At 69.9% G+C, this 24,350-nt stretch carries 24 protein-coding genes, 1 pseudogene and 1 riboswitch; of the genes and pseudogenes, 13 read left to right on the top strand and 12 right to left on the bottom strand.

From position 1 onward, the window contains the following. Window positions 1–8: 8 nt before the first annotated feature. Window positions 9–866 (top strand): aldo/keto reductase, encoded by an 858-nt coding sequence (locus tag ABT063_RS05415; protein ID WP_351055823.1) that lies wholly within the window; start codon window positions 9–11, stop codon window positions 864–866. On the opposite strand, the gene ABT063_RS05410 is transcribed toward ABT063_RS05415, so the two are convergent. Continuing rightward, entirely contained in the window at window positions 838–1,230 is a 393-nt protein-coding gene (locus ABT063_RS05410; protein ID WP_351055822.1) for a hypothetical protein, read from the bottom strand. The two genes, ABT063_RS05415 and ABT063_RS05410, sit on opposite strands and share 29 nt — an antisense overlap. A gap of 115 nt (window positions 1,231–1,345) precedes the next feature. On the opposite strand from ABT063_RS05410, the gene ABT063_RS05405 reads away from it, so the two are divergent. The 5 genes from ABT063_RS05405 to ABT063_RS05385 all read left to right on the top strand — a co-directional run bounded on the left by ABT063_RS05405 (window position 1,346) and on the right by ABT063_RS05385 (window position 4,781). Then, window positions 1,346–2,185, top strand: a complete 840-nt coding sequence (locus ABT063_RS05405) for a helix-turn-helix domain-containing protein (protein WP_351055821.1) — start codon at window positions 1,346–1,348, stop codon at window positions 2,183–2,185. After that, the gene (locus tag ABT063_RS05400; RefSeq protein WP_351055820.1) at window positions 2,169–2,375 is read left to right on the top strand and encodes a DUF397 domain-containing protein; all 207 of its coding nucleotides are present in this window, start codon (window positions 2,169–2,171) and stop codon (window positions 2,373–2,375) included. The genes ABT063_RS05405 and ABT063_RS05400 overlap by 17 nt, the downstream gene beginning before the upstream one ends. Before the next feature lie 225 nt (window positions 2,376–2,600). Continuing rightward, a complete protein-coding gene (locus tag ABT063_RS05395; RefSeq protein ID WP_351055819.1) occupies window positions 2,601–3,473 on the top strand; it encodes a hypothetical protein in 873 nt (290 codons plus the stop codon). Between the two features lie 59 nt (window positions 3,474–3,532). Then, entirely contained in the window at window positions 3,533–4,204 is a 672-nt protein-coding gene (locus ABT063_RS05390; protein ID WP_351055818.1) for a Uma2 family endonuclease, read from the top strand. Window positions 4,205–4,208: 4 nt separating this feature from the next. After that, window positions 4,209–4,781, top strand: coding sequence for a hypothetical protein (locus tag ABT063_RS05385; RefSeq protein WP_351055817.1), 573 nt, complete (start codon window positions 4,209–4,211; stop codon window positions 4,779–4,781). Window positions 4,782–4,788: 7 nt separating this feature from the next. Here ABT063_RS05385 and ABT063_RS05380 read toward each other — a convergent pair whose 3' ends face one another. The 5 genes from ABT063_RS05380 to thrC form a co-directional block, all read right to left on the bottom strand. After that, window positions 4,789–5,919, bottom strand: a complete 1,131-nt coding sequence (locus ABT063_RS05380) for an NADH:flavin oxidoreductase (RefSeq protein WP_351055816.1) — start codon at window positions 5,917–5,919, stop codon at window positions 4,789–4,791. Between the two features lie 232 nt (window positions 5,920–6,151). Beyond that, window positions 6,152–7,777 (bottom strand): chaperonin GroEL, encoded by a 1,626-nt coding sequence (groL, locus tag ABT063_RS05375; RefSeq protein ID WP_095752310.1) that lies wholly within the window; start codon window positions 7,775–7,777, stop codon window positions 6,152–6,154. A 327-nt stretch (window positions 7,778–8,104) separates the two neighbouring features. Continuing rightward, a complete protein-coding gene (locus ABT063_RS05370; RefSeq protein ID WP_010035953.1) occupies window positions 8,105–8,308 on the bottom strand; it encodes a cold-shock protein in 204 nt (67 codons plus the stop codon). Window positions 8,309–8,739: 431 nt separating this feature from the next. Continuing rightward, window positions 8,740–9,015, bottom strand: coding sequence for a ubiquitin-like small modifier protein 1 (locus ABT063_RS05365; RefSeq protein ID WP_351055814.1), 276 nt, complete (start codon window positions 9,013–9,015; stop codon window positions 8,740–8,742). A gap of 101 nt (window positions 9,016–9,116) precedes the next feature. Continuing rightward, window positions 9,117–10,403, bottom strand: a complete 1,287-nt coding sequence (thrC, locus tag ABT063_RS05360; RefSeq protein ID WP_351055813.1) for a threonine synthase — start codon at window positions 10,401–10,403, stop codon at window positions 9,117–9,119. 18 nt (window positions 10,404–10,421) lie between these two features. Further along, window positions 10,422–10,582, bottom strand: a riboswitch (SAM riboswitch). 187 nt (window positions 10,583–10,769) lie between these two features. Here thrC and ABT063_RS05355 point away from each other — a divergent pair. Together ABT063_RS05355 and ABT063_RS05350 are read left to right on the top strand one after the other, a co-directional pair. After that, complete coding sequence (locus tag ABT063_RS05355) at window positions 10,770–11,714, top strand: glucosyl-3-phosphoglycerate synthase (protein WP_351055812.1); 945 nt, start codon at window positions 10,770–10,772, stop codon at window positions 11,712–11,714. A gap of 140 nt (window positions 11,715–11,854) precedes the next feature. Continuing rightward, entirely contained in the window at window positions 11,855–13,273 is a 1,419-nt protein-coding gene (locus tag ABT063_RS05350) for an alpha,alpha-trehalose-phosphate synthase (UDP-forming) (protein WP_351055811.1), read from the top strand. 282 nt (window positions 13,274–13,555) lie between these two features. Here the strand turns inward: ABT063_RS05350 and otsB are convergent, their stop codons facing one another. Next, entirely contained in the window at window positions 13,556–14,410 is an 855-nt protein-coding gene (gene otsB, locus ABT063_RS05345; RefSeq protein WP_351055810.1) for a trehalose-phosphatase, read from the bottom strand. Between the two features lie 11 nt (window positions 14,411–14,421). Here otsB and ABT063_RS52155 point away from each other — a divergent pair. Further along, a pseudogene (locus ABT063_RS52155) lies at window positions 14,422–14,682 on the top strand (hypothetical protein); the annotation flags it as partial. 52 nt (window positions 14,683–14,734) lie between these two features. On the opposite strand, the gene ABT063_RS05335 reads toward ABT063_RS52155, so the two are convergent. Next, entirely contained in the window at window positions 14,735–14,980 is a 246-nt protein-coding gene (locus ABT063_RS05335; protein ID WP_351055809.1) for a DUF3263 domain-containing protein, read from the bottom strand. 41 nt (window positions 14,981–15,021) lie between these two features. Next, on the bottom strand, window positions 15,022–16,305 hold the full coding sequence (locus tag ABT063_RS05330; protein WP_351055808.1) for an ABC transporter substrate-binding protein: 1,284 nt from the start codon (window positions 16,303–16,305) through the stop codon (window positions 15,022–15,024). 123 nt (window positions 16,306–16,428) lie between these two features. Between ABT063_RS05330 and ABT063_RS05325 the strand changes: the two genes are divergently transcribed. The 3 genes from ABT063_RS05325 (at window position 16,429) to ABT063_RS05315 (ending at window position 19,660) form a co-directional block, all read left to right on the top strand. Next, a complete protein-coding gene (locus ABT063_RS05325) occupies window positions 16,429–17,376 on the top strand; it encodes an ROK family protein (protein WP_351055807.1) in 948 nt (315 codons plus the stop codon). 98 nt (window positions 17,377–17,474) lie between these two features. Beyond that, complete coding sequence (gene nagA, locus ABT063_RS05320; protein WP_351056139.1) at window positions 17,475–18,587, top strand: N-acetylglucosamine-6-phosphate deacetylase; 1,113 nt, start codon at window positions 17,475–17,477, stop codon at window positions 18,585–18,587. Between the two features lie 143 nt (window positions 18,588–18,730). Continuing rightward, on the top strand, window positions 18,731–19,660 hold the full coding sequence (locus tag ABT063_RS05315; RefSeq protein ID WP_351055806.1) for a 1-phosphofructokinase family hexose kinase: 930 nt from the start codon (window positions 18,731–18,733) through the stop codon (window positions 19,658–19,660). Window positions 19,661–20,202: 542 nt separating this feature from the next. On the opposite strand, the gene ABT063_RS05310 is transcribed toward ABT063_RS05315, so the two are convergent. Together ABT063_RS05310 and cdgB are read right to left on the bottom strand one after the other, a co-directional pair. Beyond that, entirely contained in the window at window positions 20,203–21,138 is a 936-nt protein-coding gene (locus ABT063_RS05310; RefSeq protein WP_351055805.1) for a carbohydrate-binding protein, read from the bottom strand. Window positions 21,139–21,257: 119 nt separating this feature from the next. Next, on the bottom strand, window positions 21,258–22,913 hold the full coding sequence (gene cdgB, locus ABT063_RS05305) for a diguanylate cyclase CdgB (RefSeq protein ID WP_351055804.1): 1,656 nt from the start codon (window positions 22,911–22,913) through the stop codon (window positions 21,258–21,260). A gap of 314 nt (window positions 22,914–23,227) precedes the next feature. Here cdgB and ABT063_RS05300 point away from each other — a divergent pair, with 314 nt between their 5' ends. After that, window positions 23,228–23,812 (top strand): flavin reductase family protein, encoded by a 585-nt coding sequence (locus ABT063_RS05300; protein ID WP_351055803.1) that lies wholly within the window; start codon window positions 23,228–23,230, stop codon window positions 23,810–23,812. A 65-nt stretch (window positions 23,813–23,877) separates the two neighbouring features. Here the strand turns inward: ABT063_RS05300 and arfB are convergent, their stop codons facing one another. Further along, window positions 23,878–24,315 carry an alternative ribosome rescue aminoacyl-tRNA hydrolase ArfB gene (gene arfB / locus ABT063_RS05295; RefSeq protein WP_095752297.1) on the bottom strand — a complete coding sequence of 146 codons (438 nt, stop codon included), beginning with the start codon at window positions 24,313–24,315 and terminating at the stop codon, window positions 23,878–23,880. Window positions 24,316–24,350 lie beyond the last annotated feature (35 nt).

Below are 24,350 nucleotides of genomic sequence, written 5' to 3'. Positions count from 1 at the left end.
ATACACCTATGCCAGTGACAACCACATTCCGTATCGGCGGAGACCTGGAGGTACGACGGCTCGGCTTCGGCGCCATGCGGCTGCCGACCGAGCCCGGGGAGGCTCGCGCCGCCTCCCTCGCGGTCGCCCGCCGAGCCGTGGAGCTGGGCATCACACTGATCGACACGGCCCACCTCTACGGCTGGGGCGCCAACGAGGAACTCCTCGCCGAGGCCCTCCACCCGTACCCCGAGGATCTCCTGATCACCACCAAGATCGGCTTCGCGCAGACGACCGAGGGTGAGGGATGGCGGCACGCGGGCCGCCCCGACGACATACGCCACGGGGTCGACCAGGCCCTCCGCCGCCTCCGCCTCGACCGCATCGAGCTGCTCCAACTCCACCGCATCGACCCGGAGACCCCGCTCGCCGAGCAGCTCGGCACGCTGAGCGAGTTGCGCTCGGAAGGCAAGGTCGGCCGGATCGGCCTGTCCGAGGTGACGGTCGCCGAACTGGACGAGGCCCGGTCGATCGTGGACATCGTGAGCGTCCAGAACCGCTACAACCTGCTCGACCGCGAACACGAACCCGTCCTCAAGGCCTGCGAGGCGGCGGACATCGCGTTCCTGCCCTGGCGGCCGGTTGCGCCGGGTGCGGCGGACGCCAACGCCGAGATGAACGCGGTGGCTTCGGAGCTCGACGCCACCCCGACCCAGGTCGCCCTGGCCTGGCTCCTGGCCCACTCCCCCGTGATCCTCCCGATCCCGGGCACGGCGAGCCCCGCCCACCTTGAGGAGAACGTGGCGGCGGCCGACCTCCGCCTCACACCGGACCAGCTGTTCCGCCTGGACGGACTGTTCAGCAGCGAAGCCGCCGCTCCCCGTTGACCTTCCGCACCCGCTCCCGCAGGACGTCCCCCTGCGGAGCGGGCCCGGTCGACTCCGGCGGACAGTCCCACTCACGCCCCCCGCTCACCGGCCGAAGCTGCACCCTTCCGCCCACGTGCCCCATCACCTCCCCGAGACGTCCGTCCCGTACGTCGATGACATGGCTCCCGACAGCCGGCCGCTCCCCCCGCAGCACGGACGCCAGCCGCTCGGCCGTGCGTACGTTGCAACGCCCCAGCTCGACCAGCGCGAACGGCTCGTCACTCGCGCCGGTCACGGGATCGACGCGGAGGGACGGCAGGACGACGCCTACGCCCACGAGCGCCTCCTTCAAGGACGCCACCACTTCTTCTGTCGATCGCACGCTCACTTCTACCTCCACGCAGAGTTGGTGATTCGCAACACAGCGTGTCGGCAGCGCACCTAACCTGGCCATACAGGGCGTCCCAACAACCTCTGCTGTTCGACCGGGAGTTGCCATGCCAGGATCGAGGGACCTAGACCCGTCGTCGTCACCGCGCGCCCTGCTGGGCGCGGAGCTGCGCCACGCCAGAGAGAAGGCAGGGCTCAGCCAGGAGTACGTGGGTCAGCGGCTGTTCGTGAGTGGGTCGTTCGTCGGTCAGTTGGAGGCGGGGACACGGCGGATGCAGCCGCAGTACGCGCGGGTACTGGACGAAGTGCTGGGGACGGACGACTTCTTCCAACGGAACTGCGGGGCGGCCGCCAAGTCGAAGCATCCGGAGCATTTTGCTGAGGCGGCGGAGGCGGAGGCGACAGCCACGGAGATCCGGCAGTACACACCGCTGCTGATTCCGGGCCTTCTCCAGACGCCGAGGTATACACGGGCCGTATGCCGCGCATACCAGCCCACCGCGCCGAACGAGGCGATCGAAGAACTGGTGACGGCCCGGATGGAGCGGACTCGTATCCTCGACGATCCAACAAAGCCCTTGTTGTGGGCGGTGATTGACGAGGCCGCCCTGCGCAGGGTGACCGGTGGGCGCGAGGTGATGGCGGAGGCCTTGCATCACGTCACCGATTTGGCCCGCCGAAGTCGGGTCGTCGTACAGGTGTTGCCATTCGACGCGGGGGCGCACGCGGCGATGGAGGGCGCCATCAAGCTGATGGACTTCGAAGAGGCCCCTCCGCTGGTCTACTTCGAAGGTGTCGGCACCGGACGACTCGAGGACGACCCAGCCACCGTCAAACATCAGAAGCTCACCTACGAGCTACTCACGGCCTGCGCACTCTCGCCGCAGAAGTCCCTGGCTCTCATCGAGGCGATGGCGCAGGATTACGCCCATGAGGAACATCCCTGAGCACGACCGGGACGGCGTCACCTGGCACAAGTCCAGCTACAGCGGCGGCAGCGGCGGCGACTGCCTCGAAGTAGCCGCCAGCCACCCCACCGTCATACCGGTCCGCGACTCCAAAAACCCCCTCGGCCCGAAGCTCGTGTTCCGGTCTGAGACATGGTCCGCGTTCATCGAAAACCTCAAGCACGACTGACGCACGAGCGCCCCGAGGCTCAAGCCCCGCGCCCCGAGCCCTCTTTTCAAGGAATGGGTAGAGGGCCTCAACCCACCCTCCCACCCGGCGAGTTGACGTGACGCATTCGGCTTGCCACGCACGGTGACGATCGTCTAGCGTGCCCGCATAACGAACAGCCCCCGCCAGGTGCGGCAAACACCTGCGGGGGCTTGACCTACGAGATCGAAGGACAAGTTCGATCCCATGGCTGTTGCCCAGCTTAGTGCTGCCTTCCTGCCCGCGCACGCGTCCCCGCCCCCAATGGCGAAGCCCGGTTACGGCAAACGCTCCGCCCCCGGCCAAGCCCCCCGCACCGCCCACGACTTCGCCCACCTCCCACCCCGCGAAGCCGCCATCGCCGCCTACATCGACCGTCTCCCCGACGGTGCCGACATCTCCGTAAAGACGCTGGCCAAGACGCTGCCGTACGGGCAGTGCGCCCTGCGGACCGCGCTCAACCGCCTCCAACAGGCAGGCCACTTGCGACGCGGACGAGAGCGGCTGGCCGACACCGAGAGCGTCCGCTGGATCACCCGAACGTGGTTCACCCGTACCGCACGGGACGATGACTGGTGGGCGGCCTTCACCCGGGGCGACGTCCCGGACGAACCGCCGGACCGGCCTCGCCCCACCCGTTCCCGCGGCCACATCCTCCTCGCCGCCCTCGGCCGCGAGACCCCCGCGCTGTCGCTGTCGGAGGCCGAATGCGCCCGCCTCGCGCCACTCGTCACCGACTGGTACGCCCGGGGCGCCACCGACGAGGACGTAACCCGGGCCCTGACCAGCGGCCTGCCCACCCCGGTCCATCATCCGGCGGGCCTGATCCACAACCGCCTCACCACCAAGCTCCCGCCGGAGAAGCCCGCCCCACGCCCACCCCTCCGCATCCTGGAGTGCGCCGAGTGCGGAGTGCCCGGCCGCCCGGAGGCCCTGCCCGGCGGCATCTGCGGCGCGTGCCGGGGCGAACGCGCCCCTGACCGCCTCAGCGCGCCTCTCCCCGCCCCCGCCATCCACACTCACGCGGCGGCCATCCGTGCCGCAATGGCCCAACGACGACAAGAAAGGACACCCGCATGACGGCTCCTACGGTCCGCCGACACCACGCCCGGGCAGGATGGAGGGGAGGAGGCAACACCATGACCCCTGGTACCGCTGAACGCCCGCAGATGCCCATCGAGGACTTCGAGGAACTGGCCAGTGTGGCCCCGGAGCACGTGCGGCTGGAGTTCGTCGACGGGCGCGTCCGCACGAAGGACGCCCTCAGTGTCGAGGACTTCGAGGAGCTGGAGCGCCGGGCGCCGGAGACCGTCCGGCTTGAGTACATCAACGGAAAACTAGAGGTCAAGGCAATGCCGGACGGCAACCACCGCGAGATCTTCATGTGGCTGCTGCGCCAGTGCATGCTGCAGCGTCCTGACCTGAATCTCGTACCCGAGTCAGGTGTCAAGGCGGAGGCTTATCGCAAGGGCCGCGCGCGCACGGACGGAACCCTTGCCCAAGTAGGCCGTTTCAAGGGGGACGGTGAATGGTCCGATCCCGACGGCTCTCTCATGGCCCTGGAAATCACCTCCCACGACCGCGACACCAACAAGCGCGACCGCATCGACAAGCCCACCGGCTACGCGGAAGCCGACATCCCCGTCTACCTCCTCGTCGACCGCGACAACAACACGATCACCGTCTACAGCGAGCCGAAGGACGGCCGCTACCACAGCTCCCCGTCCTACCCGTGGGGAGCGACCGTCGAGATCCCCGCCCCGGTGAACATCACCCTGGATACCGAAAAGCTCAAGGACTACGCAGACTGACACCATGAACCACGCCCAGCGAACCGCCCTGGGCCGCGCCCTCCGCCTCCTCGGCGAACACGGCGAGGCCCTGACCGGTGACACCCCGGACGCCAAGCTGCACGAGGTCAAGGCCGATCTCAAGCGTGCCCTGGATCTGCTGGAGGACAGCGTGACCACGGCCGCGCCCTCCACCCGTTGCCCCGAGCACCCCAACGGGCCCGTCGACGAGAACGCCCACGACCTGTGCCTGCTGTGCGAGACCCGGCGGCGGGCCGCCCGGCGTGCCGAGTACAACGGGGCCGCCCCGCTCCCCCGGTCCGCCGACCACCCCGTCGCGTCCCGCTACGGCGTCCGAGAGGACCGCCCCCAGCCCCAGCAGCGCTGGCTGCCGGAGCTGTGGAACGGACAGGCGTGGCAGCTCTGCGGTACGCCGAGGCGGGATCGGAGGGAGGCCGAGCTGTATCTGGCCGCCCAGCGACGCGGGCCCCGCCCCGCCATGGCCTACCGCCTCGTGCACGAGTTCACCGACTACGAGGTGCTCCGGGTCTGGGGGACGCCGGTGCGCGTCGACATCGAGCCGATGGGCAACCTCTGAGGGCCCCTCAGCTGAGGGACCTCAGCGCCGCCGCGTCGTACGGCTGCAGCTCGTCGACGCGGCCCGCCAGCACCTTCGCCGCCCACTCCGGGTCCTGGAGCAGCGCGCGGCCCACGGCCACCAGGTCGACCTCTTCCGTCTCCAGGCGGTCGAGGAGGTCGTCGATGCCCCTGACCGGGGCGCCCTCGCCCTGGAAGCCCCTGAGGAAGTCGCCGTCGAGGCCGACCGAGCCGACGGTGACGACCGGCTTGCCGGTGAGCTTCTTCGTCCAGCCGGCCAGGTTGAGGTCGGAGCCGTCGAACTCCGGGACCCAGTGCCGGCGGGTGGAGGCGTGGAAGGCGTCCACGCCGGCCGCGGCGAGCGGGGCGAGGATGGCTTCCAGTTCCTCGGGGGTCTCGGCCAGCTTCGCGCCGTACGCGTCCTGCTTCCACTGCGAGTAGCGGAAGATGACGGGGAAGGAGGGGGAGACGGTCTCGCGGACCGCCGCCACGATCTCCTGCGCGAACCTCGCACGGGCCACGGGGTCACCGCCGTAGACGTCCGTACGGCGGTTCGTGCCCGCCCACAGGAACTGGTCGATGAGGTAGCCGTGGGCGCCGTGCAGTTCCACGCCGTCGAAGCCGATCCGCTCCGCCGCCGCGGCGGCCTCGGCGAACGCGCCGATGACGTCGTCCACGTCCCGCTGCGTCATGGCCTTGCCGGTGCCCTCGGTGCCGTCGAGGCGCAGACCGGAGGGGCCGACGGCGGGGGCGTCCGCGTACGGCGGCTGGCCCTGCTCCCGGACCATGCCGATGTGCCACAGCTGCGGCACGATCGTGCCGCCCGCCGCGTGCACGTCCGCGGCGACCTTCGCCCAGCCCGCGAGCTGCTCCTCGCCGTGGAAGCGCGGGATGCTGTCGCTCTGTCCGGCGGACGCGTGGCCGACGTAGGTGCCTTCGGTGACGATCAGGCCGACGCCCGCGGCTGCCCGCCGGGAGTAGTACGACGCCACGTCCGCGCCCGGGATGCCGCCCGGGGAGAACTGGCGGGTCATGGGCGCCATCACGATGCGGTTCGGGACGGTCAGGCCGTTGATCGTGGCCGGTCGGGAGAGGAGGCGGGCCGCGCGGGAGGTGGACTCGGCGGTGGTGACGGTCACTTAAGGGCTCCTCGGAGAGGTCGGTCGGACGTCGAGCAGTCGGGCGGACACCGGCACATTCCGTACGGTATGTGCATACGCATCGACAGCCCGCACGGCACAACCGCCGTCACCCACCCGGGCATTCCGCCACCCCGCCCGCTGTGATCCACAACACGCCCGAGGGCGGCACCCCCTGCTTCCAGGGAGTGCCGCCCTCGGTCCGAAGGACGGTCGATCAACCAGAGGTTGATCAGAAGTCCATGTCACCGCCCGGCATGCCGCCGCCGGCCGGGGCAGCGCCCGCCTTCTCCGGCTTGTCGGCGATGACGGCCTCGGTGGTGAGGAACAGCGCGGCGATGGAGGCGGCGTTCTGCAGGGCAGAGCGGGTCACCTTCGCCGGGTCGATGATGCCTTCCTTGATCAGGTCGACGTACTCGCCGGTCGCGGCGTTCAGGCCGTGGCCCGGGGTCAGGTTGCGCACCTTCTCCACCACGACACCGCCCTCGAGGCCGGCGTTGACGGCGATCTGCTTCAGCGGGGCCTCGAGCGCGAGCTTCACGGCCTGGGCACCGGTCGCCTCGTCACCCTCGAGCTCCAGCTTCTCGAACACCTGGGAGGCCTGCAGCAGGGCCACGCCACCACCGGCGACGATGCCCTCCTCGACGGCCGCCTTGGCGTTGCGCACGGCGTCCTCGATGCGGTGCTTGCGCTCCTTGAGCTCCACCTCGGTGGCGGCACCGGCCTTGATGACCGCGACACCGCCGGCGAGCTTCGCCAGGCGCTCCTGCAGCTTCTCGCGGTCGTAGTCGGAGTCGCTGTTCTCGATCTCGGCGCGGATCTGGTTGACCCGGCCGTTGACCTGGTCGGAGGAACCGGCACCGTCGACGATGGTGGTCTCGTCCTTGGTGATGACGACCTTGCGGGCGCGACCCAGGAGGTCCAGGGACGCGTTCTCCAGCTTGAGGCCGACCTCCTCGGAGATGACCTCGCCGCCCGTGAGGATGGCGATGTCGCCGAGCATGGCCTTGCGGCGGTCACCGAAGCCCGGAGCCTTGACGGCGACGGACTTGAAGGTGCCGCGGATCTTGTTGACGACCAGGGTCGACAGGGCCTCGCCCTCGACGTCCTCGGCGATGATCAGCAGCGGCTTGCCCGACTGCATGACCTTCTCCAGGAGCGGGAGCAGGTCCTTGACCGAGGAGATCTTGGAGTTGGCGATGAGGATGTAGGGATCGTCGAGCGACGCCTCCATACGCTCCATGTCGGTGGCGAAGTACGCCGAGATGTAGCCCTTGTCGAAGCGCATACCCTCGGTGAGCTCCAGCTCCAGACCGAAGGTCTGGGACTCCTCGACGGTGATGACGCCTTCCTTGCCGACCTTGTCCATCGCCTCGGCGATGAGCTCGCCGATCTGGGTGTCGGCGGCGGAGATGGAGGCCGTGGAGGCGATCTGCTCCTTGGTCTCGACATCCTTGGCCTGCTCCAGCAGGGCACCGGAGACGGCCTCGACGGCCTTCTCGATACCGCGCTTGAGGGCCATCGGGTTGGCGCCGGCGGCTACGTTGCGCAGGCCTTCCTTGACCAGGGCCTGGGCGAGAACGGTCGCCGTGGTCGTACCGTCACCGGCGACGTCGTCCGTCTTCTTGGCGACTTCCTTGACCAGCTCGGCGCCGATCTTCTCGTACGGGTCCTCGAGCTCGATCTCCTTGGCGATGGAGACACCGTCGTTGGTGATCGTGGGGGCGCCCCACTTCTTCTCGAGGACGACGTTGCGGCCCTTGGGGCCGAGGGTCACCTTGACGGCGTCCGCGAGCTGGTTCATGCCGCGCTCGAGGCCGCGCCGCGCCTCCTCGTCGAACGCGATGATCTTGGCCATGTGAAGTGGTCCCTCCAGGACTGGGGGTGATTCCTTCGGACCGCGCCCGCGCCCGCGACGGACGGCTCGCCTGCCTCGTGGTTCCTTGCCCCACCCGGCCTGCGGGCCTCACCGACCCGGTCCACACTGTCACTCTCACCTTCAGAGTGCTAACGCCAATGATTAGCACTCGGCCCTGTCGAGTGCAAGCGCCTCTCGGGGATCGGGCACCCGCCCGAGCCGGACGCGGACCACCCCCGCATCGACCCCCGGACATGCCGGAGGGCCCGCACCCTGCCGGATGCGGGCCCTCCGGAGAAGACCGTTCTATTGCGGTTGGTCGCGCGTTCAGGCAGAGACGCGAACCATGTCGGCCTGCGGGCCCTTCTGGCCCTGCGAGATCTCGAACTCGACCCGCTGGCCCTCTTCAAGGGTGCGGTACCCGTCCATCTGGATGGCGCTGTAGTGGACGAAAACATCCGCACCACCGTCGACCGCGATGAAGCCGTACCCCTTCTCCGCGTTGAACCACTTGACGGTGCCCTGAGCCATGCCTAACTCCCCTATTACTGGCCCTTGCACAGACCCACACTTCGTGGATCCGGGTCAGACCTCACCCCCCACATGATTGGGGGCGTGCGCCGGAACGCGTCGACCGCGGCCGAATGTATCTGTCCAACTGCCCTCTGCAACAGGTCAATCGGACGAGAATTCAGGACGCGCGGGGTCGGGAATCTGCCGAGAATTCGCCCGAATTCAGGGCAAGTCGGGCCCCACAAAGTACACAAAAGGCATGAAAGACGCGCACACTTTGGCTACTTCTTATCGGGCGCAAGGCAGAAACCAGGGGCCTCGGACTGGAACGTCGGCAGCGCGTTCCCCAACTGTACCGCGCTCAACCACACTGAATTGCCCCCTCCGCTTCTCTTACGGAGGGGGCAATTCGATGAACTCTCGGTAACCGGCGTTACCGTGGGTAATGATCAGCCTCCGGCGACGGCCGGAATGATGGAAACGCCGGCACCGTCCGGGGTGGCGGTCTCCAGGCCCTGCTCGAAGCGAACGTCGTCGTCGTTCACGTACACGTTGACGAACCGGCGCAGCTTGCCCTGGTCGTCCAGGACGCGGGCGGCGATGCCGGTGTGGTTCTTCTCCAGATCGGCGATGACCTCGCCGAGGGTCGCACCCTCGGCCGTGACCTCGGCCTGGCCACCGGTGTAGGTGCGCAGGATGGTGGGGATACGGACGTTGACGCTCATGCGGTGTGACCTCCGGTCGGATGCACAGGTACGGCGGGGCAGCGCCCCAGGGGCGCGGGGAACTGCGCGACCAGCCCCCACCGGCCCGCAGTCGGAAACAGCTATGCCAGGCCAGCTTCTCGGAACGACTCCAGGTTGGGACGAATGGTCGCAGTAAGCCCAGTCCCGGCCACAGCGTCCAACGTCTTGAGACCATCCCCGGTGTTGAGCACGACAGTCGTCAACGTCGGATCCAGCACACCGTCCTCGATCAGCTTCCGCGCAACCCCCACGGTCACGCCACCCGCCGTCTCGGCAAAGATGCCCTCGGTCCGCGCAAGCAGCTTGATCGCGTCGACGACCTGCTCGTCGGTGACATCCTCCACCGCCCCGCCCGTACGGCGAGCGATGTCGAGGACGTAGGGACCATCCGCCGGGTTGCCGATCGCCAGCGACTTGGCGATGGTGTTCGGCTTCTGCGGCCGTACGACGTCGTGCCCGCCCTTGAAGGCGACGGACACCGGCGAGCAGCCCTCGGCCTGCGCGCCGAAGATCTTGTACGGCTTGTCCTCCACCAGCCCGAGCTTGATCAGCTCCTGCAGACCCTTGTCGATCTTCGTGAGCTGGGAGCCGGAGGCGATCGGCACGACCAGCTGGTCGGGCAGCTGCCAGCCCAGCTGCTCGCAGATCTCGTACGCCAGGGTCTTGGACCCTTCCGCGTAGTACGGCCGCAGGTTGACGTTGACGAAGCCCCAGCCCTCGCCGGCCGGGTCGCCGATCAGCTCGGAGCAGAAGCGGTTCACGTCGTCGTAGTTGCCCTCGATGCCGACGAGCTCGCCGCCGTAGACCGCGGCCATGACGACCTTGCCCTGCTCCAGGTCGTGCGGGATGAACACGCAGGAGCGGAAGCCGGCCCGGGCGGCGGCGGCGCCGACGGCGCCGGCCAGGTTGCCCGTCGAGGAGCACGAGAGGGTGGTGAAGCCGAAGGCGCGCGCGGCCTCCAGGGCCTGGGCGACGACCCGGTCCTTGAAGGAGTGCGTCGGGTTGCCGGAGTCGTCCTTCACATACAGCCCGCCGGTCACGCCGAGCTCGCGCGCGAGGTTGTCGGCCTTGACGAGCTGGGTCCAGCCGGGGTTGATGTTCGGCTTGGTGGCCACGTCCGCGGGGACGGGCAGCAGGGGCGCGTAACGCCAGATGTTCGCGGGTCCCGCCTCGATCTGCCGACGGAGTTCCTCGGTGTCGTAGGCCGAGAAGTCGTAGGCGATCTCGAGCGGGCCGAAACACTCCTCGCACGCGAAGACCGGGCCGAGGGGTACGCGGTGACCGCACTCGCGGCAGGAGAGCGCCGCGGCGGGACCCAGGTCTACGGTGACGGTGTCGGTGGTGCTTGCAACAGTCTGCACAGCCATGTGAGGCGAGGCCCTTTCTCCTCATCTTCCTCACGACGCATCTCGCCGTGAGACGGATTTGGCACCTTCCCTAGCCGGTGGAGCCTCGCGGAGACGATCATCAGTGATCGTTTACGAGACCGGCTGGAGGGTTGCCGGGGCTTCATCGGGCCGTATCCCTCTGCCCCTCTGGATGAGCGGTATGTGGTTGTTGATCGTTGAAACGCAACGCCGACCCCGACATGCGATGGTCATCCGCGTTGTTCAAGACTGTAACCGAAGGCCAGGACAGTTGAGATAGCCGTCCGAACCGCGAGATGGATCACATGTTCCGCCAGAGACCATGGATCACTTACTCGCCGAGAGAACGCAGAGGAGCCGCGCACTGTGCTGAATGAAGTCGAGCGCTGGCTGAGCACTCGCTCCTGGTCCAAGACCGATCGCCCGCTCCACAAGATCCTGGCCGCGAAACGCGCCACGGGCCAGTCGGTCAGTGTCGTGCTGCCCGCGCTCAACGAGGAGGAGACGGTCGGTGACATCGTCGCGGTGATCCGTCACGACCTCATGCGCCAGGTCCCGCTCGTCGACGAGATCGTCGTCGTGGACTCCGGGTCGACCGACCGCACGTCTCAGGTCGCCACGGCGGCCGGGGCGAGGGTCGTCCACCGCGACGACATCCTCCCCCGCATCCCGACCGTTCCCGGCAAGGGCGAGGTGCTGTGGCGCTCGCTCCTGGTCACCGGCGGCGACATCGTCTGCTTCATCGACGCGGACCTGAAGGAGTTCTCGTCGGACTTCGTCTCCGGGATCGTGGGCCCGCTGCTCACGGACCCCGGGGTCGACCTGGTCAAGGGGATGTACGACCGTCCGCTCCGCGGCGCGGCCGGCCAGGGCGGCCGGGTCACCGAGCTCATGGCGCGCCCGCTGCTGAACATGCACTGGCCGCAGCTGGCCGGCTTCGTCCAGCCGCTCGGCGGCGAGTACGCGGCCCGCCGCTCACTGCTGGAGCAGCTGCCGTTCCCGGTCGGATACGGGGTGGAGCTGGGCATGCTGGTGGACGCCCTGCACCTGGTGGGCCTCGACGCGCTCGCCCAGGTCGATGTCGGCGTCCGCAAGCACCGCCACCAGGACGGGCAGTCCCTGGGCCGTATGTCGGCCGCGATCTACCGCACGGCCCAGCTGCGGCTGGCCCGCGGGCATCTGATCCGGCCCTCCCTCACCCAGTTCGAGCGGGGTGAGGACGGGTTCGAGCCGCGCACGTACTCCGTGGACACGGAGGAACGGCCGCCGATGGTGGAGATCGCGGAGTACGCGGCGCGGAAGGTCGCTTGAAGCGGCCGTGTCCGGGCCGTACGCGAGCTGACCGCGGGCCGTATGCGGGCCGAATTGCCTGCTCTTACGGGCCGTATACGACTGATCGCGTAGGGGATCCGCACGTTTGAGCGGTTACGGGCTGGGCTAAGTTGAGGCGTATGGCTTCCACGCAGGCTGCTCAGGGTGCTCGAGGTGCTCAAGTGCTGGTCGCGTCCAACCGCGGCCCGGTCTCCTACGCGGTGCGCGAGGACGGCTCGCTGCACGCCAAACGGGGTGGCGGCGGGCTGGTCTCGGGCCTGTCGGCGATCGGGCCGGACGCGGGTGCCCTGTGGGTGTGCTCGGCGCTGGGCGACGGCGACCGGGAGGCGGTACGGCGCGGGGTCGGTGAGGCTGGTGTGCGCATGCTCGCCATCCCGGCCGACGTGCACTCCGACGCGTACAACGGCATCGCCAACTCCGTGCTGTGGTTCGTCCACCACATGCTGTACCAGACCCCGCTGGAGCCGGTCTTCGACGCGGAATTCCGGCGGCAGTGGGTGTCGTACGAGACCTACAACCGGGCCTTCGCCGAGGCGTTGGCTCAGGAGGCCGCGCCGGGGGCGGCGGTGCTGGTGCAGGACTACCACCTGTGTCTGGTGCCGGGGATGCTGCGTGAACTGCGGCCGGACCTGCGGATCGGGCACTTCTCGCACACGCCGTGGGCGCCGGTGGAGTACTTCGGGTTGCTGCCGGACGATGTCGCCGCAGAGGTCCTGCGCGGCATGCTGGGTGCCGATCGGCTGGGCTTCCTGACCCAGCGCTGGGCGGACGCGTTCACCACGTGCGCGGCGGAGTTCGCCGGAGGGCTCGGGGACACACGGATCGGCGTGCACGGGCTCGGTGCGGACGCGGACTTCCTGCGCAGGCGGGCGCACGAGGCCGATGTGGACGAGCGGGTGGCGGCGCTGCGGGAGGAGATCGGCGCGGCTCCCGACGGCAGTGCGCGCAAGGCGATCGTCCGGGTCGACCGGACCGAGCTGTCGAAGAACATCGTGCGTGGACTGCTCGCGTACCGGCAGCTGCTCGACGATCACCCCGAGTGGCGGGAGCGGGTGGCGCACGTGGCGTTCGCGTACCCGTCGCGGCAGGACCTCGCGGTGTACCGGGAGTACATGGCGGAGGTGCGGCGGCTGTCGGAGGAGATCAACTCCGAGTACGGGACGCCGGGCTGGACACCGGTCGTGCTGAACCTCAAGGACGACTTCGCACGCTCGCTGGCCGCGTACCGGTTGGCGGACGTGGCCCTGGTCAATCCCATCCGGGACGGCATGAACCTCGTGGCGAAGGAGGTGCCGGTCGTCTCCGACGAGGGGTGTGCGCTGGTGCTGTCCCGGGAGGCGGGGGCGTACTGGGAGCTGCGCGAGGATGCGATCACCGTCAATCCGTACGACGTGATGGAGACGGCTCGGGCGTTGCACGAGGCGTTGTCGATGGCGCCGGAGGAGCGGGCGGAACGGACGAAGCGGTTGGCTGCGGCGGCTACGGCGTTGCCGCCGGCGCAGTGGTTTCTGGAGCAGCTGAGTGCGCTGAGGGCGTGATTCGAACCCCGCCAGGGGGCTCCGCCCCCTGGAACTACGGGCCTGTGCCCACCCACCACCCGACTCGGTACCTCGAGAGGTCACCCTCCTGGGGCTCCGCCCCAGACCCCGGCGGGGACTCCGTCCCCTGCACCCCTCACAGACTCGCCCCACCGCCCACCCGCACCCGCACCCGCCGACGGCGCTCACCCCCCACAGGGGCCACCCGCACCCAACCACCAAAGCCGCACAGGTGGTGCGGGCGGAAACAGAAACCCCGCCGAAGGCCGGGTGCCCGGGTCTTCAGCCGAGCCGCGTCGCCAGCCCCCGCAGCAGCCCCACGACCCCCTCGGGGCCATCCACCACCAGATCCGCCCGATCCCGCAGCTCCGTGACCTCGTCGCTGCCGCTGCACACCAGCAGTCCCGGCGTGCCGTCGGAGCGGAGTTTGTCGACGGCGGCGTAGGCGGGCAGGTCACCGAGGTCGTCGCCGGCGTAGAGGACGGACTCCGCGGAGATCTCGCGGGCGTATTCGAGCAGGGCGACGCCCTTGTCCATGCCGGGCGGGCGGAGTTCGAGGACCAGGCGGCCGGGCTCGACGATCAGGCCGTGGCGGGCGGCCAGATCGGTGAGGGGGCCACGCAGGGCCTCGAAGGCGGCCTGGGGATCGGCGGCGCGGCGGGTGTGGACGGCGACCGCACGCCCCTTCTCCTCGATCCAGGTGCCCTGCCACGCACCGACCCCGTCGAGAACCCCCGGCAGGTCGGCGCGGACGGCGGCGACGCCGGGGTGGGGAGCGGGGGCGTTGACGGTGCCGGTGACGGCGTCCCAGCGTTCGGCGCCGTAGTGACCGAGGACGACGAGGTGCTCCAGGCCGGGGACGCCGGCGAACCCGCCGTGCCGCACCGCCACGCCGGCCGGCCGACCGGTGATCACGGCCACGGCGGCGACCTTCGGGGCGAGGGCGGCGAGCGCGGGCACGGCGTCCGGGTGAGCCCGGGCCTGCTCGGGATCCGCCACGATCGGCGCGAGGGTCCCGTCGAAGTCGAGCGCGATCACCGCGTTGGCGGGCCGCGCGAGGATGGCGTCGAGCCCGTCCCGTCCGGCGGGGGTCGCGGGTGTCGGCAGGGGGTCCGTGACGTTCGGGTGGCTGCCCATAGAGCGACCTTATCCATGGAAGGGCCGAGCATTCTCGGCACCGGCCGCGAATTCCAGCCCGTCCGGTCAGCCCTCGACCAACCGAGACGGGCGGCAGGGCGGGCATAGGCCCGGCGGTGCCCGAGTGCCGGGCGACCCGCCTGGTGACGGACGTGGTCGTGTGCACCGACGACCAGACCATCGCGGCGGCGGCCCGCGAGGCCGGCGCGGAGGTCGTGCTGCGGCCGGCCGCCATCGCCGGCGACATGGCGACCTCGGAGGCCGCGGTCCTGTCTGGGGGCGGAGCCCCCAGCAACGGTCACCCCCGGCGCCGGGCGCCGACCATCACCGCTCGCCGCGCCGCGCCTCCCGCACCCGCCGCAACCGATTCACCGTCACCGGATCGAACGCCAACGCCCGCTCATCGTCCAGCAGAGCATTCAGCAACTGGTAGTACCGCACCGGCGCCAACCCCAGCTCCTCCCGTATCGCCCGTTCCTTCGTCCCGGGCCCACCGAAGCCACGCCGTTCCAGCGCAAGGATGTCCCGCTCCCTGCGCCCGAGCCCCTCTTGCTCCTGCTCCTCCTCCATACCCGGCAAGGTAACCGCCCCCACTGACAGCCGGCCCGCGCCTACCCCGCCGACTGCGCCGAGAACGCCGCCGACTGGATCCGGCTCAACACGTCCGCCGGGCTGCCGTTCGGCGCGACGGCCTGGCCTATCCGCTTCTTGATGTCCGCGCTGACCTGCGCCCAGGAGGTCTCCCCGACGGGATACAGCTGGGAGAGCGGCAGCTCTTCCAGGAACGGCTTCAGGTCGGCGTCCTCCTTCGCCGCGCTCATGGCTTCGGACGCGGAGTTGGTCACCGGCAGCAGGTCGTACTCGCGCGAGAAGTCGAGCACGTTCTTCTCGTTGTACACGAAGTCGAGGAACTCCCCGATCTGCTCGGCATGACCGTTCCTCTTGAACGCGGTCATCCAGTCGGCGACCCCCATGGAGACCTTGCTCGGCCCGTCCGCACCCGGCATCGGCACCATCCCGAACTTGACCCCCTTCTTCGCGGCCATGTTCATCAGCGAGGGATGCCCGTTCAGCATGCCGACGTCCCCGGCCGCGAACGCGGCGAACGCGTCGGCACGGTTCAGCTCGCCCGGCGCGACGGGTCCGGTCAGTTCCTTGCCGACCAGGTCGTTCTTGAGCCAGGTGAAGGTGTCGACGTTGTCCGAGGAGTCGATGCCGTACGTCCCGAGCGTGTCGGTGTAACCGCCCCCGCCGCTGAGCAGCCACTGCATGGTCTCGGCCTGTGCCTCCTCCGGCCCGAGGGGCAGCGCGTACGGGTACTTCACGCCCTCCGCCTTCAGCGCCTCGGCGGCGGACTCCAGCTCGGCCCAGGTCTTCGGCGGGGTGAGGCCGGCCTCGTCGAAGAGCGTCTTGTTGTAGAAGAGCAGCCGGGTGGAGGCGGCGAACGGCATGCCGTACTGGACCCCGTCGACCTCCCCCGCGTCGGCGAGCTGGGAGACCCAGTCGGCCTGGACGGAGATGGAGACCAGATCGTCGACCTTGTAGAGCAGATCCTTGTCCGCGTAGTCGGCGTACGCGCCGGTCTGCGCCAGGTCGGGCGCGTTGCCGGCGTCGACCATCTCCTTGACCTTGCGGTCGATGTCGTTCCAGGAGTAGACGGAGACGTCGATCTTCACGTCGGGGTGCTCCGACTCGTAGTCCTTGACCAGGGCGTCCCAGTACTTCTTCGAGCTGTTGGCCGCGCTGTCGCCGTAGTCGGCGGCGACCAGCTTCAGCGTCACCTTGCCGGCGTCGCCGCTGAGGCCGCCACCGCCGCAGCCGCCGAGGACCGCCGTCAGGCCCAGTGCGGACATCGCCGCGATCGTCCCTGTCGTACGCCGACGCTGCACTGCCATCGCCCCAAAATCAGTGATCGACATCATCAAAACTTTCGAAACGTCATACATATAACGCCGAATAAGGTCTACACCACGCGAGTGGACTAGACCTCTTGCGGGTCCCCGGGCCACACTGTTCCCGTGAGACATGTCATCGCCCTCGATGTGGGCGGCACCGGGATGAAGGCCGCCCTGATCGGGGCGGGAGGCGAGCTGCTGCACCAGGCCCGCCTGGCCACGGGCCGCGAACGCGGACCGGACGCCGTCGTCGGGGGCATCCTCGACTTCGCCGCCGAGCTGCGCGCCTACGGCGACCGGCGCTTCGGCGAGCCCGCGGCCGCTGCCGGCGTCGCCGTCCCCGGCATCCTCGACGAGGAACACGGCATCGCCGCCTACTCGGCCAACCTCGGCTGGCGTGACGTACCCCTGCGCGACCTGCTCGCCGACCGGCTCGGCGGCATCCCCGTCGCCCTCGGCCACGACGTGCGCACCGGCGGCCTCGCGGAGGGCCGGATCGGCGCGGGCCGGGGCGCAGACCGCTTCCTGTTCGTACCGCTGGGCACCGGCATCGCGGGCGCGATCGGCATCGGCGGCCGGGTGGAAGCGGGCGCGCACGGCTTCGCGGGCGAGATCGGCCACATCGTCGTACGGCCCGGGGGAACCCCTTGTCCCTGCGGACAGCGCGGCTGCCTGGAGCGGTACGCGTCGGCGGCGGCCGTCAGCGCGGCGTGGGTGGAGGCCGGCGAGGACCCCGAGGCGGACGCGGCCGACTGCGCGAAGGCCGTCGTGTCCGGCGACCCGAACGCCGTACGAGTCTGGCAGGACGCCGTCGACGCCCTCGCCGACGGGCTGGTCACCGCGCTCACCCTGCTGGACCCGCGCACCCTGATCATCGGTGGCGGGCTGGCCGAGGCGGGGGAAACCTTGTTCACACCGCTACGGGAGGCGGTCCGGCGGCGCGTCACCTTCCAGAAGCTGCCCACCCTCGTCCCCGCGGCCCTGGGGGACACCGCCGGATGCCTCGGTGCGGGCCTCCTGGCCTGGGATCTGCTCGACACCACACCTACGACGCCGGAGGAACCCACGTGACGGCAACCCCCCTAGGGGCGCGGGGAACTGCGCGACAAGCCACAACGGACCCGCAGCCCGCAACCGGCAAGGCGCCCCTCGTCCTCTCCGGCGCCGACGTGGTTCTGCCCACCGGAACCGTCTCCGACGGCCAGGTGATCGTCGACGGCACCCGTATCGCCCGTACAGCCCCAGAGAACGCCAAGGTCATCGACGTAACAGGCCACCGGCTGGTGCCCGGCTTCGTAGACATCCACAACCACGGCGGCGGCGGCGCCTCCTTCACCTCCGGCACGGTCGACGAGATCCTCAAGGGCATCCACACCCACCGCCTGCACGGCACCACCACGCTCGTCGCCTCGACGGTCACCGGCGACATGGACTTCCTCGCCCACCGGGCCGGGCTGCTCTCCGAGCTGGCCGAGCAGGGCGACATCGCGGGGATCCACTTCGAGGGGCCGTTCATCTCCCCGTGCCGCAAGGGCGCGCACTCCGAGGAACTGCTGCGCGACCCGGACCCGGCCGAGGTCCGCAAGCTGATCGACGCGGCACGCGGGAAGGCCAAGATGGTCACCCTCGCCACCGAACTCCCCGGCGGCATCGACTCCGTACGGCTGCTCGCCGAGCACGGCGTCATCGCGGCGGTCGGGCACACGGACGCGACGTACGAGCAGACGGTGGAAGCCATCGAGGCGGGCGCCACGGTCGCCACGCACCTGTTCAACGCCATGCCGCAGCTCGGCCACCGCGCCCCCGGCCCCATCGCGGCCCTGCTGGAGGACGAGCGCGTCACCGTCGAGCTGATCAACGACGGCACGCACCTGCACCCGGCAGCGCTGGAACTGGCGTTCCACCGGGCGGGCGCGGACCGGGTGGCGTTCATCACGGACGCGATGGACGCGGCAGGCTTCGGCGACGGGCGGTACTGGCTCGGCCCGCTGGAGGTGGAGGTCGCGGACGGCGTGGCACGCCTGGTGGCGGACGGCACGATCGCAGGCTCGACCCTCACCCTCGACCGCGCCTTCCAGCGGGCGGTGACGATCGACCGGCTGCCGGTGGAGGACGTGGTGGCCGCCCTGTCCGCCAACCCGGCCCGCCTGCTCGGCATGTACGACACCATCGGCTCCCTGGAACCCGGCAAGGACGCCGACCTGGTCGTCCTTGACGCCGATTTCGGCCTCAAGGGCGTGATGCGCCGGGGTGAATGGGTGGTCGATCCCCAACTGGGGTGATCTGTCCAGCTGTTGAGAGCGGCGGTTGTCCTGGGAGACTGGGACGACCGCCGTCCGTTTGGCATGATCAGCGCTCCGGACAGCCAGCTCCGGACGGACAGACGGCAAGCGCATTCTGAGTTCTTCGGGGGAGGTCGGCCCAGGTGATCCTCACGGTCACGCTGAACACCGCTCTCGACATCACCTATCGCGTACGGTCCCTGCGCCCGCACGCCTCCCACCGGGTGACGGAGGTCACCGAACGGCCGGGCGGCAAGGGCGTGAACGTGGCCCGTGTGCTCGCGGCCCTCGGGCACGGGGTGACGGTCACCGGTTTGGTGGGCGGCGCCACCGGACGCGCCGTACAGGAACAGCTCACCGCCACGCCGAGCGTGGTGGACGCCCTCGTCCCGGTCGGCGGTGCCACCCGGCGCACGATCGCCGTCGTGGACGAGCAGACCGGCGACACCACCCAGCTCAACGAGCCCGGGCCGACGGTCACGCCCCCCGAGTGGTCCGCCTTCCAGGAGGCGTACGAGGACCTGCTCGCATCGGCGTCCGTGGTGGCGCTGTGCGGGAGCCTGCCGCCGGGGGTACCGGTGGGGGCGTATGCGGGGCTGGTACGGACGGCCAAGGCGGCCGGCGTCCCCGTCCTCCTGGACGCCAGCGGGGAGCCGCTACGGCGCGGGGTCGCCGCCCGGCCGGACATCGTGAAACCGAACGCCGACGAACTGGCAGAGCTGACCGGCTCCCACGAGCCGGTGCGGGCCACCCAGGACGCCCGCCGACGCGGCGCCCGGGCCGTCGTCGCCTCCCTGGGCGCCGAGGGCCTCCTCGCGGCCACCCCGGAGGGCCGCTGGCGCGCCACCCCGCCCGCCCGCGTCCACGGCAACCCCACGGGCGCCGGCGACTCGGCGGTCGCGGGCCTGCTGTCGGGCCTGGTGGACCACCTGCCCTGGCCGGACCGCCTGACCCGCGCGGCCGCCCTGTCCGCGGCGACGGTCCTCGCCCCGGTGGCGGGCGAGTTCGACCGGGCGGCGTACGAGGAGTTGCTGGGGCGGGTGGCGGTGTCGGGGGAGGTCAGCGCGGCGTGAGCGCGCCACGGGTACCCCTCACTGGAGCTGGCCAGGAAATGACCTTTCCGAACTTCAGACAGATGATCTAATGATCACTCATTCGTTGCGTTGACCGGCAACGAAACAACCAGATTCGGGGATTTTGCGATAAAGACAATCATGCGTGCAGGGGCCATACCCAGCACGCTGGCAGCTGCGCTCCTCCTTTCCGCAGCCCCTGCACACGCTGCGGTATCAGGTGCGTCTGCCAACACCGCCTGGACCCTCCGTGCGGGCACGTCAACAACTTCGGCTGCGGTGCTCAGGGTTAAGGCATTCGGTACCGGCACGCCTGACCGAATCCCCTGCTGGGACGATGCTTCTTGTTCAGGTCAGGTCAGGGGTGGGTCGTATCGATGCACCAGCGGGGGCTCGACGCACAATACGTGGACTCCCCTCAAATGGGAGGGCAGGAAGCGGTGGGTCGCAGATAAGTGCGTAGCGTTCGGCCGCGTCGGCTGATCTGAGGCCATGATGAGGGCCCGCCGGTCTCTCCGGCGGGCCCTTTGGTTGTCAGCGACTTACTGCAGCCACAACTGATCGAGATTGGCATTGCACTGGTTGCCCTGGTTGCAGGCGAGCTCAATAGTGTTGGTGCCCTTTGTCAGGTTCACGTTGGCCCATGTGGTCTGCCAGCCCTTCTCCCAGTCGCCTTGGGGGAGCCCGCCGAAGTTCTTCATGTTCAGCGGCTGGCTGTTGGCCTTGCCGTTCACCACAAGCGTCGCGTTGGCGTCCACGCCCGGGATTCCAAAGCGCACGTACAGCCGGTAGGCGCCAGCCTTCTCTATGCCGTTGAGCGTCCAGGTGACCTTCGCACCGACCTGGTTGAAGCCCGTGACGTAGACCCCGCCTCCCGCCTTTGCCCCCTTGACGTCAGAGGACGTCACAGCGCCGCCTACCAAGCGCAGCGCCTTCGCGTCGATCTTCGGTAGATCCACCTCGCTCGCCGCCCCGCTCTTGCTGCCCGACGGGCTCGGCTCGGCGCTCTGCGAGGCGGCGGGCGGGGCGGAGGCCTCGTTGTCGCCCGCGCTGTCGTCGCCGTTGCCGTTCATCATCGCCACGCCGATGCCGATGACGACCGCGGCGACCACCGCGATCGCGCCGATCAGCAGCCCCTTGGTGTTGGGGCCCCGTCGGCCGCCACCGCCGCCCGGCATCGGCTGCTGGGTGGAGGGGGCGCCGCCCGGGAAGGTCTCGGGCGCCGCGTAGTGCGCGTTCGGCTGGGCGTGGGCGCCCTGCTGCTGCGGCGGGACCTGGCCGTACGGGGCGGTCGCGGCGGCCGGCGCCTGCTGCTGCCCGTACTGACGCTGGCCGACCGCCCGCACCCGGTTGACGGAGTTCGGGTAGCCGTAGCCACCGGACGGTGGCTGGGCCCCGTTGGCCTGCCCGTCCGCGTAGAGATAGCCGAACGGGTCGTCGTCCTCGGGCGTGCTCGCGCCGTTGTTGCCGGACGTCATCCCTTGATCTCCTAGGAGGTGCGGTGCGGATGCGAAATGTGCGGTGAGAAGGGCGAGCCTACCCGCTCCTGATGGCCCAAACGGGTGACTCGGATCGCATCAGCTCGCTGACCTGGGGGTCATCCCGCGCGTCTGTGCTGTTTGGGACGGGATCGTTTCTCGACGTACATCCGCTCGTCGGCGGATTTCAACACCTCGTCCGCCGTCATCCCGCAGTGCGCCCAGCCGATGCCGAAGCTGGCACCGACCCGCATGGCCCGTCCGTCGACCCGGATGGGCTGGATGATCTCGTTGCGCAGACGTACGGCGAGGTCCTGGGCGTCGGCCCGGCCGAGCCCGTCGGCCAGGACGACGAACTCGTCGCCGCCGAGCCGGGCCACCGTGTCGCCGTCGCGGACGCCCCCGGACAGTCGCCGGGCGACCTCGATGAGGACCGCGTCTCCGGCGTTGTGCCCGAACCGGTCGTTGATCGACTTGAAGCCGTCGAGGTCGCAGAAGAGGACCGCGAGCCCCTTGGCGCCGTCGTCACGGTCACCCTCGGGGGCGACGGTGTGCACATGGTGGTCGTAGGCGTCGTACGTCTCGGTGCCCGGCCGGAAGTCGAAGCCGTGGCCGCCCGTGTCGTGGAGGGGATGGCCGTAGGCCGCGTCCACGGACTCCAGGGCGCCCGCCTGGGTGGGGCGCTGGCACAGGCGCGAGGAGAGGCGGGCGCGCAGCTCGGCGGAGTTGGGCAGGCCGGTGAGCGAGTCGTGGGAGGCGCGGTGGGCGAGCTGGAGCTCGCGGCGCTTGCGCTCCTCGATGTCCTCGACGTGGGTGAGCAGGAAGCGGGGTCCGTCGGCGGCGTCGGCGACGACGGAGTTGCGGAGCGAGACCCAGACGTAGGTGCCGTCGCGGCGACCGAGGCGCAGCTCGGCCCGTCCGCCCTCGGCGGAGGTCCGCAGGAGCGTGCCTATGTCCTCGGGGTGGACGAGGTCGGAGAAGGCGTAGCGACGCATCGCGGAGGCGGGGCGGCCCAGGAGGCGGCACAGCGCGTCGTTGGTCCTGAGGATCCGGCCGTGCTGGTCGCCGCCCATCTCGGCGATGGCCATGCCGGAGGGGGCGTACTCGAAGGCCTGCCTGAAGCTTTCCTCACTGGCGCGCAGGGCCTGCTGCTCCCTTTCGAGCCTGACCAGTGCGCGCTGCATGTTGGCTCGCAGACGCGCGTTGCTGATCGCGATGGCGGCCTGGAACGCGTACATCTGGAGCGCCTCGCGTCCCCATGCGCCCGGTCGGCGGCCGTTGCGCGGACGGTCCACGGACAGCACGCCGATCAGCTCGCCGCAGGAGCCGCCGCCCGGCGCGGCGGGCGTGTACATCGGCGCGAAGAGCCGGTCCGAGGGGTGCCATTCGTCCTCGAAGCGGGGTGCGGGGCCGTCGGTGTACCACTGCGGTACGTCGTCGTCGTCGAGGACCCAGCCCTCGGTGTGCGGGATGAAGACCAGGTCGCCCCAGTGCTCGCCCATGCCCAGGCGGCGCTCCCAGGACTCGCGCGAGCCGACGCGGCCGGTGATGAGCGCCTCGGCGGCGGGGTTGCCGGAGAAGGCGGCGACGACGAGATCGCCGTCGGGGCGTACGAGGTTCACGCACGCCAGCTCGTACCCCAGCGCCTGGACCACGCCGTCGGCGACCGTCTGCAGTGTGTCCGCCAGGCTGCGGGCCGTGTTCATGTCGGCCATGACCTGGTGCAGTTGTCGCAGGGACGCAAGGCGGACGTAGGGCTCCGACTCGGCCTCCATGCTCGCCCTCCCCCCGAGACCTCGCAGCGAATCAAGGGTTCTCATCGGCGTATCGTCCTAGCAGCTTCCCCGCCACTGAATCACAGCGCGCTGCCCACTCGGTACACAGGGTCAACAATTAATGCCCCTTGTGACTCAAGTCACAGCGAAAGATGAACAATTGAGTGGGGTTTCTGCGGTTTCCCTGTGCGTTTACTGAACGTAATTTTTGCGCGTTTGAGGTGCCTCCGTCGCGGGTCCTAGGCGGGTCCTAGGTCCGGGCTCCGCCCCGGGGCCGATGCGGTGCCCGCGGACCGGAGATTAGCGTTCCCGGCGTGCCGAACACTCCCCTTGCCACATCCCCCACCCTCTCCCCGCCCGCCTCCGGGCATGCTGAGGGGGTGACCAACGACGAGTTCCGCGCCGCCATGTCCCGGCTGGCCGCGGGTGTGGTCCTGGTGACCGCTCAGGAGCCCTCGCTCGACCCGGACGACCCCCAGGCGCCGGTCGGCGAGGACGTCGGCATGACGGCGACGGCGTTCATGTCGGTCTCCCTGGACCCGCCCCTGGTGCTGGTCAGCCTGCGCGAGGGCTCCCGCATGGACGACGTGCTCGCCGAGCAGCCCCTGTGGGCCGTCTCCGTCCTCGCCGAGAGCCAGCGGCACATCGCCGGCCGCTTCGCCATGAAGGGCCGCCTCAGCGACCGCCTGCTCTTCCAGGACATCCCGTACGTCCGCGGCGAGACGACCGGCGCTCCCCTGGTGGGCGGCGCCCTGGCGACCCTGGAGTGCCGTACGGAGCAGCGGGTGCAGGCCGGCGACCACGTGCTGGTGATCGGCCGGGTCCTGACGGCGTCGCTGCCGAGCGCGGACGGGGGGCCGCTGACGTATTTCCGGGGGCGGTACCGGCATTTGGGGTGACATGCCGCTGGTGCCGGTGGTGGGTTGCCGAGGGATACGACCGACGAGGGCGGTGACCGCCGGGGCTACCCCCAGTCCCGTCCGGACCGCCCCCGCTTGGTCTGCGAGCGCTGCTTCTTCTCCCGCAGCCGGCGCTCGTTGATGCCGCGCGGGATCCGGGTGGGCCTGCGCGGCTTGGGCGGCGGGGCCGTCGCCTCGGCGAGGAGGGAGGCCAGGCGCACGGCGGCGGTCTCGCGGTTGCGCCACTGGGAGCGGTGCTCGGAGGCGCGGACGGTGACGACGCCGTCGACGAGCCGCCCGGCCAGCCTGTCCAGAGCCCGCTGCTTCCAGACTTCGGGCAGCGCCTCGGTCCGCGCGAGGTCGAAGCGCAGCTCCACCTGCGAGTCGCTGGTGTTGACGTGCTGACCGCCGGGTCCGGACGACCGCGAGAAACGCCACATGAGCTCGGCCTCCGGCAGGGAGACAGAGCCGCGAATCACGTACGGACCAGACATGACGTCCATGTTCCCGGCTCTGTCCGGTCCACGTCACCCGAATA

It is taken from the genome of Streptomyces sp. NPDC002838, from assembly GCF_040295365.1.
Lineage (GTDB): Bacteria > Actinomycetota > Actinomycetes > Streptomycetales > Streptomycetaceae > Streptomyces.
The sequence above is the reverse complement of the archived record's forward strand: the minus strand, read 5'-3'. Positions and strand labels throughout refer to the sequence as shown.

What these genes read in the sequence shown, in the direction of transcription:
- ABT063_RS05335 (WP_351055809.1), bottom strand. Translation starts at nt 14,980, where the DNA reads ATGGAGGAGGAGCAGGAGCAAGAGGGGCTCGGGCGCAGGGAGCGGGAC.
- ABT063_RS05415 (WP_351055823.1), top strand. Translation starts at nt 9, where the DNA reads ATGCCAGTGACAACCACATTCCGTATCGGCGGAGACCTGGAGGTACGA.
- ABT063_RS05365 (WP_351055814.1), bottom strand. Translation starts at nt 9,015, where the DNA reads ATGAGCGTCAACGTCCGTATCCCCACCATCCTGCGCACCTACACCGGT.
- ABT063_RS05405 (WP_351055821.1), top strand. Translation starts at nt 1,346, where the DNA reads ATGCCAGGATCGAGGGACCTAGACCCGTCGTCGTCACCGCGCGCCCTG.
- arfB (WP_095752297.1), bottom strand. Translation starts at nt 24,315, where the DNA reads ATGGACGTCATGTCTGGTCCGTACGTGATTCGCGGCTCTGTCTCCCTG.
- ABT063_RS05395 (WP_351055819.1), top strand. Translation starts at nt 2,601, where the DNA reads ATGGCTGTTGCCCAGCTTAGTGCTGCCTTCCTGCCCGCGCACGCGTCC.
- cdgB (WP_351055804.1), bottom strand. Translation starts at nt 22,913, where the DNA reads ATGGAGGCCGAGTCGGAGCCCTACGTCCGCCTTGCGTCCCTGCGACAA.
- thrC (WP_351055813.1), bottom strand. Translation starts at nt 10,403, where the DNA reads ATGGCTGTGCAGACTGTTGCAAGCACCACCGACACCGTCACCGTAGAC.
- ABT063_RS05385 (WP_351055817.1), top strand. Translation starts at nt 4,209, where the DNA reads ATGAACCACGCCCAGCGAACCGCCCTGGGCCGCGCCCTCCGCCTCCTC.
- groL (WP_095752310.1), bottom strand. Translation starts at nt 7,777, where the DNA reads ATGGCCAAGATCATCGCGTTCGACGAGGAGGCGCGGCGCGGCCTCGAG.
- ABT063_RS05390 (WP_351055818.1), top strand. Translation starts at nt 3,533, where the DNA reads ATGACCCCTGGTACCGCTGAACGCCCGCAGATGCCCATCGAGGACTTC.
- ABT063_RS05370 (WP_010035953.1), bottom strand. Translation starts at nt 8,308, where the DNA reads ATGGCTCAGGGCACCGTCAAGTGGTTCAACGCGGAGAAGGGGTACGGC.
- ABT063_RS05400 (WP_351055820.1), top strand. Translation starts at nt 2,169, where the DNA reads ATGAGGAACATCCCTGAGCACGACCGGGACGGCGTCACCTGGCACAAG.
- ABT063_RS05310 (WP_351055805.1), bottom strand. Translation starts at nt 21,138, where the DNA reads ATGACGTCCGGCAACAACGGCGCGAGCACGCCCGAGGACGACGACCCG.
- otsB (WP_351055810.1), bottom strand. Translation starts at nt 14,410, where the DNA reads ATGGGCAGCCACCCGAACGTCACGGACCCCCTGCCGACACCCGCGACC.
- ABT063_RS05350 (WP_351055811.1), top strand. Translation starts at nt 11,855, where the DNA reads ATGGCTTCCACGCAGGCTGCTCAGGGTGCTCGAGGTGCTCAAGTGCTG.
- ABT063_RS05330 (WP_351055808.1), bottom strand. Translation starts at nt 16,305, where the DNA reads ATGGCAGTGCAGCGTCGGCGTACGACAGGGACGATCGCGGCGATGTCC.